9 protein-coding genes are annotated in these 11,485 nt (G+C 62.2%); 5 read left to right on the top strand and 4 right to left on the bottom strand.

The annotated features are described in order from the left end of the window. Positions 1–37: 37 nt before the first annotated feature. Positions 38–772, top strand: a complete 735-nt coding sequence (locus tag ABJF10_RS24160; RefSeq protein WP_348547186.1) for a hypothetical protein — start codon at positions 38–40, stop codon at positions 770–772. 15 nt (positions 773–787) lie between these two features. On the opposite strand, the gene ABJF10_RS24165 is transcribed toward ABJF10_RS24160, so the two are convergent. Both ABJF10_RS24165 and ABJF10_RS24170 read right to left on the bottom strand, forming a co-directional pair. Next, a complete protein-coding gene (locus ABJF10_RS24165) occupies positions 788–1,735 on the bottom strand; it encodes a DUF4238 domain-containing protein (RefSeq protein ID WP_348547187.1) in 948 nt (315 codons plus the stop codon). 11 nt (positions 1,736–1,746) lie between these two features. Continuing rightward, positions 1,747–3,000 (bottom strand): hypothetical protein, encoded by a 1,254-nt coding sequence (locus ABJF10_RS24170; RefSeq protein WP_348547188.1) that lies wholly within the window; start codon positions 2,998–3,000, stop codon positions 1,747–1,749. 80 nt (positions 3,001–3,080) lie between these two features. Here ABJF10_RS24170 and ABJF10_RS24175 point away from each other — a divergent pair, with 80 nt between their 5' ends. Together ABJF10_RS24175 and ABJF10_RS24180 are read left to right on the top strand one after the other, a co-directional pair. Continuing rightward, positions 3,081–4,856, top strand: a complete 1,776-nt coding sequence (locus ABJF10_RS24175; RefSeq protein WP_348547194.1) for a PAS domain S-box protein — start codon at positions 3,081–3,083, stop codon at positions 4,854–4,856. A 3-nt stretch (positions 4,857–4,859) separates the two neighbouring features. Then, positions 4,860–7,040, top strand: a complete 2,181-nt coding sequence (locus ABJF10_RS24180; RefSeq protein ID WP_348547189.1) for a response regulator — start codon at positions 4,860–4,862, stop codon at positions 7,038–7,040. Between the two features lie 12 nt (positions 7,041–7,052). Here the strand turns inward: ABJF10_RS24180 and ABJF10_RS24185 are convergent, their stop codons facing one another. Then, positions 7,053–9,356: a PAS domain S-box protein gene (locus ABJF10_RS24185; RefSeq protein WP_348547190.1), complete on the bottom strand. Its 2,304-nt coding sequence runs from the start codon at positions 9,354–9,356 to the stop codon at positions 7,053–7,055. Between the two features lie 176 nt (positions 9,357–9,532). Next, the gene (locus tag ABJF10_RS24190; protein WP_348547191.1) at positions 9,533–10,423 is read right to left on the bottom strand and encodes a LysR substrate-binding domain-containing protein; all 891 of its coding nucleotides are present in this window, start codon (positions 10,421–10,423) and stop codon (positions 9,533–9,535) included. A gap of 420 nt (positions 10,424–10,843) precedes the next feature. Between ABJF10_RS24190 and ABJF10_RS24195 the strand changes: the two genes are divergently transcribed. Further along, entirely contained in the window at positions 10,844–11,281 is a 438-nt protein-coding gene (locus tag ABJF10_RS24195; protein WP_348547192.1) for a hypothetical protein, read from the top strand. Further along, positions 11,278–11,485 (top strand): ATPase domain-containing protein (locus ABJF10_RS24200; protein ID WP_348547193.1); only part of this gene is annotated, 208 nt, incomplete at its 3' end. The genes ABJF10_RS24195 and ABJF10_RS24200, both read left to right, overlap by 4 nt.

An 11,485-nucleotide genomic window follows, 5' to 3' on the forward strand; every position in this document is an offset into this window, starting at 1 on the left:
GTTAGCTTCCACACTCAATCCGCTATGAATTCTCGGAATGGAGCCGACGAGAACGACCGTTAAAAAGCTATTCGCCCGCTGTCGCAATCGCTGCGCCTATCCCGAATGCTCGGCACCTATCGTCGAGGACAACGGCACCATCACTGGCATCATCTGCCACATTCGCGCCCGGAGTCGCGGTGGGCCTCGCTTCGATGCCAAGCAGACCGCCGAGCAGCGGCACGCTTTCGAGAATCTCATCGTCATGTGCTCGCGGCACAGCAAGGTCATTGATTCTGAGCCGTTGCGCTACACGGCGAAAGTCCTCGATGGATTCAAGTCGGCGCACGAGCAGCCAGCCGAGATCGAGCTATCTCAGGCAGATGGAAAGAAGGTGGATGGCCTTCTCGCCGAGTATCGTGAGATCAACATTGTCGCGCAGAAAGTCGTCTTCACTAAAACGAAGGGTCCGACCATTGCCCCACCGGTCGGTTCCATCGGCAGCGACCTCCTCATGCGGAATTATGCGAAGTACCTGATTGATCGCTACAACGACTTCGCCTCGAAGCAGCCTGGCCGCGCCAAGTTCTCCTTTGCAGCCGTTCACTCACTCATCAAGAAGCGGTATCGCGTTGGCAAATGGGAGCTGGTGCCCGTCGGGCGGTTCGACGATCTCTGCGCGCTGCTTCAAGACCGGATCAACGGAACGATGCTTGGCAGAATCAACCGGGGCAAAGGCCAGAGGAATTTCTCGACGCTGGCCGAATATCGGTTCGAGCACTTTGCTCCATGATTCGGGCTTGAAGCTTTACCAAATTGGCCCGTCCAGCGGGCGAGTCGGTTTGTATTCACGAATCGCCTGATCCACAAAGCCGTCTAACTCCCGCAACCGGCGATCCGGCTGCTCGTGCGAGAGGAGAAATCGGGACGCATTCGCCATCGTGAACATGTTCAAGGCGTGCGCCTCCGAGACCGGCAATGGATAGAAGCCATCTGGTTGATCGCCGATCCGATCGCTCATCCAGAGCATCCGTGTGGGACTCACCGGAAACCACAAGTGCATCCCCGGCGTGCGAACGCCGAAGGTTCGCAGCTCATCATGCTGTTTGATTACCGGATTATCTGAGGTGAAGAACACGGGCTCGTCGGTGCATAGGAATGTCCACCGTTTCTTGAAAAGCTCGTCGGTAAGATTCATCGCGAGCGGACGAATCTGCTCGGCAAACATTTGCTTCAGCCGGTTTTCGTCGGCGGCTTTGTATTCGTCGTAGTGGGAGGTATCCAACTCGAATGCTTTCCCATCCTCGAAGATGTGACTGACCATAGGCCGGCCCTTCGAGTCCTTTGGCATTCGCTCGTAAAGGTCCACCATCTTGCGGTGCATCTCCTGTGTCTCTTCCTCCATGCCCGGATGGCGAAGCACGAGGCTGATGATGAAAAGGGCGGAGAGCTTCTTGATGCCCCAGGCTGCGGATAGATCGGGATAGCCTTCCGCGATGCGCGGGTAGAGACGGGCGATGAGTGTCTCCAGTTCAGTCAGGTCTTTATCGACCCGAAAACAGCGGGTGCCATCGGTCTTAACGTGTGAGTAGAGATATTCGGCGGCGGCTACCGCGCTAATCTTCTTCCTCCTCACCTCCCCCGTCTCCGTATCCATCAGCCAAATCTTCGCCTTCTTCTTGTCGCGGTAGCCGGGTTCAGCAAAGCGGCGGAGATAAAACTGCGGAAGCCAGTGTTGATTTCGCGGTTCGGACATTTTCCAGTGGCTTACGCTCCGACGTATTTCCCATCTGGCAACGAGCGTGCTTGGCCGAGGCTGGCGAGGGTTTCGAGGATGTCTTCAACGCGGTCGGTTTTTGCGCCCTTGAAAGTCTTTGCCAACGTGGCGGCGTCGGTGGGTGCGGCGAGTGCGGAGCGGATGGCTTGGGCTTGTTCGGCGAGGGACTTCGGCCAGAGGAGTTTGGCGGCGGGCTTCGCGGCGGCGGCGATGATTTCGTCGCCGGTAGCGAGCGTGGTTTGGGTCGCTGTGCTCGTCGGGTTTTGGAAGGTGGGGCGGAGGTGGCGGATGGTGCCGGTGCGTTCTTCGGCGGCGCGTTGGGCGTTCAGGGCGCAGAGGTGGGTGAGGATGGCGTCGTCGGTGGCGGTGGGCGGGAGGGCGTAGGCTTCGGCGACGGCGGCGTCGAGGTCGTCGTGGAGCTGGCGGAGGACGGTGACGAGGCCGTGTTCGTGGGTGAGTTGTTCCTTGGCGTTGAGCGGGGTGCCGGCGCGGAGTTTTTCGAGGACGTTGTAGAGGTCGGTGAAGGTCAGCTTCGGGTGCTGGGCTTGCTGGCGTTTGCGGTGGGTGTCGAGGCGCTCGGCGAGGTCGCGGATGCGCGTTTGCTGTGCTTCGGTCGCGGTGGGGAATGGGAACTTCTCGAAGCTCGCAGACTTCACATAGACCGGGTCATTGCCGACGCCGAGATGGCTCCCCGATGCGAGTGCCCACACGACGTGAATGCGGCTGGAAAGGACGCCGAGGAAATAGGCGTCGTCGAACGCGAACACGATGAGTTTGTTGTCGGGTAGAATTGAAGCATCGAGGAAAACGAAGAGGCGATGCTTCATCGTCTCAACCGTGGCGATGTAGCGGGGAAGCCCGTTCAGCGCCGGTCGGAAGTTGCCGCGTGGCTCGCCGAAAACCCACCAGTTATCGCGGTAAGTCGCGCGGTTGTTTTGATCGCGCTCGGGTTTCACGCGGTCGAACACGCGCTGATAGACTTCGGGGAATTGCTGGCGAACTTCCTCCGCAGTCAGTCCGAAGAGGTCTATCGCCATGACATCGCGCGATGTGGCGGTGAGGTCGCGACCATTGCGGTAAAGCCGGATGTGCTTTTCGAGACCCGCGATGCGTCCAAGGCCAAGCTGCTTTGCTTCGTCAGGTGTGACGATGAAACCGGCACCGTGGAGTTTAACGCCGGGGCAGCTCACGCCTTCATTCGCAACGAGCGGCGCTGCGGCAGCGACGTTTGCGCCAATCGTCAAGTCCGCGTGAATTGTCCCGCGATGTTCCGTGAACTCGACAGCGACCTCGCCGTTGGGCCGCAGCAGTCGCGAACCGCGCCATCTACAAAGTGGAGCACCGGCTGCGGACGCACGGGGGAACGTATCGCGATATGCAGGTCCGCGGGGTGCCAATCATGGGGGACGACGGGACCATCCGGCAATGGGTCGGCGTGCATACCGACATCACCGAGCGCAAACGCGCGGCGGAACTCCTCGCCACCAATGAGGTCCTGCTCCGGCAATTTGTCCAACACACGCCGGCGGCGATCGCCATGCTCGACACCGAGATGCGCTACATGCAGACGAGCGAGCGCTGGATTCAGGACTATCATCTCGCGGGACAGGACATCATCGGGCAATCGCACTACACGATCTTCCCGGGAGTGCCCGAACGCTGGAAGGCGATCCACCAGCGCGTTCTCGCGGGCGCCGTGGAGCGCTGCGACGAAGACCCTTTTCCCCGCGCCGATGGCTCCATCGACTGGTTGCAATGGGAGGCACGCCCGTGGCGGCAGGCGGGCGGTGAAATCGGTGGCCTGATTTTTTTCACCCAGGTCATCACCGAGCGCAAACGCGCGGAGGCGGCGTTGCTGGCCAGCGAGCAGCGCTACCGTCAGCTCATCGACCAATTGCCGATGGCGTTTTACACCTGCGACTCCGCGGGGCGCTTCACTTTTTATAATGAAGCCGCTGTGACCCTGTGGGGTTCGGCTCCGAAGCTTGGGGATCATATCGATGCCATCTCGTGGTGCCCTTGCGACATGGCAGGGCAGCCGTTGCCGACAAAAGAAATCCCCGTTTCCAAGTGCCTTCGCACCGGCCGACCGGTCCGCGGTGAGCCGATCATGGTCCGGCGCCCGGACGGCTCCCATTCCTACGTCCTGCCGCATCCGGACCCGATTTTCGACGACTCGGGTGCGATCATCGGTGCGATCAATATTCTCGTCGATCTGACGGACCGAAAGCGCGCTGAAACCGAGCGCGACGAGATGAACAAACAGCTCGTGGACGCCTCGCGCCAGGCGGGCATGGCGGAGGTGGCGACGAGCGTGCTGCACAATGTCGGCAATGTGCTCAACAGCGTGAACGTCTCGGCCACGTTGGTGGCCGATGGCGTGAGGAAATCCAGCGTCGGCGATCTGGCTCGCGTGGTCGGCTTGCTGGACCAACACACGGCAGATGTTGGGGATTTTATCGGTCACGATCCGCAGGGGCGGAAATTGCCGGGCTTTCTGCGGCAGCTCAGCGAGCAACTCGCGCGCGAACGGCAGAGTGCTCTCGCGGAACTCCAGTCGCTGCGCGAAAACGTCGAGCACATCAAGGACATCGTGGCCATGCAGCAGAACTACGCGAAGGTTTCCGGCGTCACCGAGGTCTTGCAGGTCGCGGATCTCGTGGAGGACAGCCTGCGCATGAATGCGGTCTCTCTGACCCGCCACGAGGTCGAGCTAAGGCGCGACTACGGCGAGGTGCCATCGATCTCGGTGGAGAAGCACAAGGTGCTGCAAATCCTCGTGAACCTGATCCGCAATGCCAAACACGCGTGCGACGATTCCGGGCGGACGGACAAGCAGATCACCATCCGGGTGAGCAACGGTCACGAAAGCGTGCGGCTCGCGGTGATCGACAACGGCATCGGCATTCCGCCGGAAAATCTCGTGCGGATTTTCAATCACGGCTTTACTACCCGGAAGAACGGTCACGGCTTCGGACTGCACAACGCGGTGCTCACCGCGCGGGAAATGGGCGGCGATCTCACCGTGCACAGCGACGGCCCCGGCGCCGGCGCCACTTTCATCCTCGAACTGCCGCTCGCCACCAATGGCAGCAAATAAACCATGCCCTTCTCTTCGCCTCCGCTTTCGCCAATCCCGCCACCCCCCGATCCCGCTCTGGAAAAGAACCACCGCATCCTCGTGGTGGACGACAACCCGGCGATCCATGAGGACTTCCGCAAAATCCTCGGCACGGACGCGGCTGCGGACGAGTTTGCCGGGGCGAAGGCAGACGTTTTCGGCGACCTGCCTTCAGCGGCGATGCGGCTGAAGTTCGAGTTGAGTTTTGCTGCGCAAGGCGAGCGGGCGCTGGAGCTGGTACAAGCTGCGGCCGCTGCCGGCCGGCGCTATGCGATGGTCTTCATGGACGTGCGGATGCCGCCCGGCTGGGATGGGCTGGAGACGACGCAGAAGCTGTGGGAGGTCGACGCCGATTTGCAGGTCGTAATTTGCACCGCCTACTCGGACAAGTCGTGGGAAGAAATGATGGAGTCCCTCGGTCACCCCGAGCGCGTACTCATTTTGAAGAAGCCGTTCGATACCGTGGAGGTGCTGCAACTGGCCCACGCGCTGACCGAGAAGTGGTCGCTGCTGCAAGCAGCCCGCCGCAACACGAAAGAGCTGGAGCGCACCGTGAAAGTGCGGACGCGCGAACTCGTCGCCTCTAACATGCGCCTGGAAGCGGAGACCGCGAGCCATCAGGCGGCGGCGGAGCGGGTTCGTGAGCAGGCCATGCTGTTGGAAGAGGCCCGCGACGCGATCATTCTCGCGGATCTCACGGGCACGATCCTTCTCTGGAATCGCGGAGCCGAGTCCTGCTACGGCTGGACCGCCATCGAAGCGGCCGGCCAGAACGTCCTCGTGCTTTTGTACGACGGCAGTGCCAGCGAGGAACTGGTGGTGGCGCGGCGGGCGGTGAACGAAAAGGGGAGCTGGCAGGGCGAACTCGCACAGCGGACAAAGGACGGACGCGTCGTCACCGCCGAATGCCGCTGGACGCTGGTCTGCGATGCCACCGGGCGGCCCAAGTCGATCCTCGGGATCAACCGCGACATTACCGAGAAAAAGCTGCTCGAAGCGAAACTCCTGCGCGTCCAGCGGCTGGAGAGCATCGGCACGCTGGCCGGCGGCATCGCGCATGATTTGAACAACATTCTCCAACCGATCACGCTCGCGATGGATGTCTTCCGCACCCAGCTTCCTGCTTCCAGCCTCGGCATGGTGGAGCTGGTGAGCAGCAACGCCCAGCGGGCGACTTCGCTCGTCCGGCAAGTGCTCTCCTTTGCCCGCGGCGTGGAGGGGGAGCGCCGACCTATTCAGCCAAACGCATTGGCGGAGGAAATCGCCAGCATCGTCCGCGAGACCTTCCCCAAGGCGATCGACTTCCAGCTCTGCCCGGCGGAGGACGCGTGGCCGCTGCTCGGCGACTCGACCCAGTTGCATCAGGTTCTCCTGAATCTGTGTGTGAACGCGCGCGACGCCCTGCCCGACGGCGGCACGCTCACGCTCGCCGTGGAAAATATCGACATCAGCGAGCGCGAGGCCGCGATGCAACCGAACGCCGCCGCGGGCCGCCATGTGGTCTTCACCGTGACCGATAGCGGCACCGGCATTCCCGCGGCGTTGCGGGAGAAAATCTGGGACCCCTTTTTCACCACCAAGGAACAAGGCAAAGGCACCGGGCTCGGCCTCGCCACCACGCTCAGCATCGTCCGCAGCCACGGCGGCTTCATCACCTTGCTTTCGGAAGAAGGCCGCGGCACCACCTTCCGCGTCTTCGTGCCCGCCAGCGAGGCGGTGCCAGTGGCCGCCGCCCAGCCCGCGCCCGTGGGCGGCAGCGATCTGCAAGCGCTGCACGGTCATGGCGAACTGATCCTCATCGTGGACGACGAAGCGCCGCTGCTCAGCGTGCTGCGCCACACGCTGCAATTTTTTGGCTACCGCGTGGTGTCCGGCACGAATGGCGCGGAAGGGCTCGGCGCATACACGAAAAACATCGGCGAAATCAAAGCCGTCATCACCGACATGGTCATGCCCGTGATGGACGGCCCGGCGATGATCGGCGCGCTCAAAAAGCTGAATCCCGGCGTCAAAGTCATCGCCACCACGGGGATGAGTTCCGATGTCGCCATCGAGACGATCCGCCGCCTTGGCGTCGAGCGCATCATCGCCAAGCCCTGCGCGACTAGGGCCATCCTGCTCGCCCTTCGGGAAATCATTACGGAGGGATCGCCGAGCGCGTAGATCCGCCCGGCGTCAGGCACCCGCGTGCAATAGTTCATCCAGCGTCCGCAGCAGGGTCTCGGCGCTGAACGGTTTGGGCAGGAAATATTTCGCTCCCGGAACGGGCGTGTTCGCTTTCGCGCCCATCCCGCTCGATCCGCTCGCGGCGATGATCTTCACGGCGGGGTTGATCCGCAGGAGCACCTGGATGGCCGCGGCTCCGTCCATCACCGGCATCATCATGTCCGTGACCACCGCCGCGATCTCGTGGCGGTGCTGGGCGTATTGGGCCACGCCCGCCGCGCCGTCGCCCGCGCTCATCACCCGATAGCCAAAGACTTCCAGCGTCTGGCTGGTGATGGAGCGGATGGAAGCCTCGTCATCGATGACCAGGATCAGCTCGCCCTGGCCGCGCGGAAATTCGGTCGCGTGCGCCACGGACTGCTCGTGAGCCGGGGCGGTGTCCGCCGGAAGGTTCACCAGAAAGGTCGTGCCTTTCCCCGGCGCACTTTCCACGGTCATGAAGCCACCGTGGCTTTTGACAATCGCGCGCGTGGTCGAAAGTCCGAGACCGGTGCCCTGGCCACGTTTCTTCGTCGTAAAAAACGGATCGAAAATCTGCGCCAGCGTTTCCGGGGTCATGCCCTCGCCAGTGTCGGCCACCTCCAGCACCACGTAAGAACCGGGGTGCGCGTCCGGGCACATCGCCGCGAAGTGTTCGTCGATCGTCCGATTCCGCGCGCTGATCCGCAGGCGCCCGCCGCGCGGCATCGCGTCCCGCGCATTCACGCACAAGTTCAGCAACACCTGGTGGAGCTGGGTGCGGTCGCCGGAGATATTCCACGTCCCCGGCGGGGTGGCCGCCTCGATGGTGATCGACTTGGGAAAGGTCTCGCGGACGATTCGTTCGAGTTCTTTCACGACATCGCCCGACCCGACGAGCCCGCGTTCGCCCTCGTCTCCGCGGGCAAAGAGGAGCACCTGCTTCACCATGTCCGCGCCGCGCCGTCCGCTTGTTTCCATCGTTTCGAGCAAATCGAGATCGCGGGGATCGGTGACACTCAGTTTCAAAAGATCGACGGCCATGATGATCGGGCCGAGAACGTTGTTCAGATCATGCGCGATGCCGCCGGCCAGCGTGCCGATGCTCTCCATCCGCTGCGCCCGGAAGACCTGTCCCTCCAGCGCTTTTTTTCCGGTGAGGTCGGTATCGATCACGAGGATCGCCTTGGGCCGGCCGACCTCGTCGCGCACCAGCGTCCACCTGCTTTCGACGAGAATGCTGCCGCCGGTTTTCGGGCGCTTGCTCATCTCTCCGATCCAGGCGCCCTGGCGGAGCGTCACTTCCAGGGAGACACGGTAGGGCTCGGGGCTTGCGTAAAGGAGTTCCTCCGCGCGGCACCCGCGCACTTCCTCCGCCGTCCAACCGTAGAGCCGCTCCGCGCTCTTGTTCCAGTAGGTGATCTGACCGTCCAGATCCTGGACGAGGATGGCATCCTGCGCGTGGTCGAGCAGGGCGGCCTGTTCGCAGATTTGCTGCGCGGCGTTTTTCGCTTCCGTGATGTCCGTGGCAATCCCCGCCAGCCGATAGATCTCCCCGGCCTCGTTCCTCACCGGATAGGACCGGTGATAAATCCACCGCCAAGCCCCGTCGGGACGGACAATCCGATAGGTGAGGTCGAAGCTGCCTTCGATCGGGCGCGAGAAAGCCTCTTCCACGCGCTGATGATCTTCGGGATGAATGGTGTCGAGAACCGAAGCGGAAGTGGGCTCCGCGTAGAGGCTGGCGCAGGTGCGTCCCCAGATCTTTTCGTAGGCCGGGCTGACGTAGAGCACTTGCTTCTTGGCGGGATCAGTCATCCAAAAAACCTCGGCCGGATTCTCGGCCATTTGCCGAAGGCGCTCCTCGCTCTGGCGCAGCGCCAGTGCGGCGGCCCCGCGTTCCCGGCGCAGTGCCGCCGCGCGCAATTCCCGCGCCGTCGCAGACCCGATCCGGTCGAGGTTGTGGTTCAAGATGAAATCATTGGCCCCCATGCGCATCGTCTCGACCGCCACCTCCTCGCCGACCTGCCCGGAAACGACGATTGCGGCCAGCGCGTCGCCGTTTTCGCGCAGTATCCGCAAGGCGTCTGGCGCGTTGAGATGGGGCATCGAATAATCGCAGAAGACCACATCCCACTCGCGCTCGGTGAGGGCTGCGCGCAGTGCCGCCTCCGTCTCTACGCGCTGCCAGTCCGGCTCATAGCCGCCACGTCGCAGGGCGTCGATGAGTTGCAGTGCATCCTCCTCCGAATCTTCGACGAGCAAGGCACGTAGCGGTAGATGTGGGGGGACCATTTTCTGCGAGGGAATTCGGGGAAGTTACATACCGAGTTGACGCTCTGAACTTAGCTGATACGCCGTGAGCCTTTTTCGTCCTTTTTGTCCTCTGCCACAAGGATCATTCACAATCGTTTTTGTCACTTCGCGGAGTTCAAAAGTAGTCACAGTTAGAAACGATTCGCCTCGCCACTTCACTGGTCATGCGATAGCTCCTTCACGATGCGGATATAATCCTGAAGCGGCTGGGAGGGATTGTCGCCGCGCCAGGCAATGGTCGATTCGCGGCGGAGCGGTGGGGAGAGCGGACGAAAGACCACACCCTCGTGCGGCAGACTGGTGACTTGCTCGGGCATGAAACTCACCCCAAGCCCATCGGCGACGAACTTGATCGCGGTCGGCTCCGCATCCGCCTCTTGCAGGATATTGCCGGTAAAACCCGCACTCTCGCATGTGGCCAGCAACCATTCCCGGGCGCCGGGATGGGTCTTGGCCGACATGCCGATGAAGAAGAGCGGCGCGAGGTCGGCGAGCTTGACTTTCGCCTTCCCGGCAAGCCGATGACGGGCCGGGAGGGCGACGAGCATGGTGTCGTGCGCCACGCATTCGGAAAGGAGATCGGCGCTGGGCCGCTCTGGTCGCACGCCGACAAAACCCAGGTCGATCTTGCGACTTTCGAGCGCCAGAAATTGCTCAGCGCTGCTCAGGTCGAAAAGGTTCAGCGCCACGCGCGGGCGGAGCTTGCGGAAGGCGCCGAGTGTGGCCGGGAGCAGCCCGTAGTGGATATTTGCCACGTAGCCGATATCGAGCTGTGCGCTTTCTCCGCGATCCAGTCGCTGCACGGCGGCGACGCTTTCCGCGCACAGCGCGAGCACTTTTCCGGCGGCGTAAAGAAATTGCCGTCCGCTGTCGGTGAGGGTGACCCGCTTGTTCGCCCGGTCGAGCAGGCGCACGCCGATTTCCTCTTCGAGATTCCGCACCTGCCGGGTGAGCGAGGGCTGGGCAAGCCGCAGATTTGCCGCGGCCTTGGTAAAGCTCAAGGCTTCGGCGACGGCCACGAAGTAGCGTAGATGACGAAGCTCCATATAAGGAGAGCATGGGGGTGATCATAGCCAATGGCTATGATCGATTTTGGGGGCGTGTGACGAAGGCGAGAGAAGAGCGGCGAGGGAGGCTCCGGAACTTCATAGCTCCCGGCTATCCATCCTCGGCTTAGGAGGTATTGGCCGGGGCTGGGGAGCGCCCGCATGCTGGAGAAGAGCCGCGCGAGGAGTATCCTCGTCTGGGACGGCAGACCAAACCAAGGACCATGAAAAAACTACTGATGATAACCGCGCTGAGCTGCGCTTTTGCCGCGTAAACGATGCCCAGGGCCTTGACGGTGGCAATCCGCATGGAAGTAATAATTCCTGGAGTGTGCAGGCAGTAGAGATACGTTGCAGCGTGCTTCCGTTTGGCATTGGCCCTCCGGCCATTGGAACGGGCCGCCCTTTCTGTACGCCCTTATGAGCCAGGCTACTTCCCAAATGCGCGACCTGGCGGCACGGCTGATCGCTTGCGAGGCGAACGGAAATTCATCGTCCGTTCCGAACCCCTCGGCGGTCTTCCACGTCTGCGAGAGGCTGCGCCCGCATCTCGCGGCGCTCATGGGTAAAGGCGGTTTTCACGCCGTCCTCTCGCGGGCGCTCGCGGTGGCTGCCACTGAGGTGCGGTGGCTCCGGGTGGTGAAGGTCAATGCGGATGGGATGCTGGAGGGATGGGAGCAAGCGGAGAAGCAGGTGGACGCGAAAGAACCCACCGAGGCGGGCGCGCTTTTAGTCGCCCATTTGCTCGGGCTGCTGGTCGCTTTCATCGGGGACAATCTCACGCTTCGCGTGGTGCGCGATGTCTGGCCGAAGCTTTCCCTCGAAGATTTGAATTTCACCACCGGAGATCACTCATGAAGAAGCCCAAAAACACGGCCAAAACCAAACCGCCCACGAAAGTCGCCAGCCAGCCGGGGAAAGTGATCATCCGCAAAATGCCGACCGGGGTGCGCGGACTGGACGACATCCTCGGCGGCGGCATCCCGGAGTTTTCCTTCAATATCATCGCGGGCACTCCGGGCTGCGGCAAAACGACGCTCGCGCATCAGATTATTTTCGCGA

It is taken from the genome of Chthoniobacter sp., from assembly GCF_040003245.1.
Lineage (GTDB): Bacteria > Verrucomicrobiota > Verrucomicrobiia > Chthoniobacterales > Chthoniobacteraceae > Chthoniobacter.

Bases quoted from the DNA above. Each gene is read 5' to 3' on its own strand.
- ABJF10_RS24160 (WP_348547186.1), top strand. From the start codon at position 38: ATGGAGCCGACGAGAACGACCGTTAAAAAGCTATTCGCCCGCTGTCGC.
- ABJF10_RS24165 (WP_348547187.1), bottom strand. From the start codon at position 1,735: ATGTCCGAACCGCGAAATCAACACTGGCTTCCGCAGTTTTATCTCCGC.
- ABJF10_RS24180 (WP_348547189.1), top strand. From the start codon at position 4,860: ATGCCCTTCTCTTCGCCTCCGCTTTCGCCAATCCCGCCACCCCCCGAT.
- ABJF10_RS24185 (WP_348547190.1), bottom strand. From the start codon at position 9,356: ATGGTCCCCCCACATCTACCGCTACGTGCCTTGCTCGTCGAAGATTCG.
- ABJF10_RS24190 (WP_348547191.1), bottom strand. From the start codon at position 10,423: ATGGAGCTTCGTCATCTACGCTACTTCGTGGCCGTCGCCGAAGCCTTG.
- ABJF10_RS24195 (WP_348547192.1), top strand. From the start codon at position 10,844: ATGAGCCAGGCTACTTCCCAAATGCGCGACCTGGCGGCACGGCTGATC.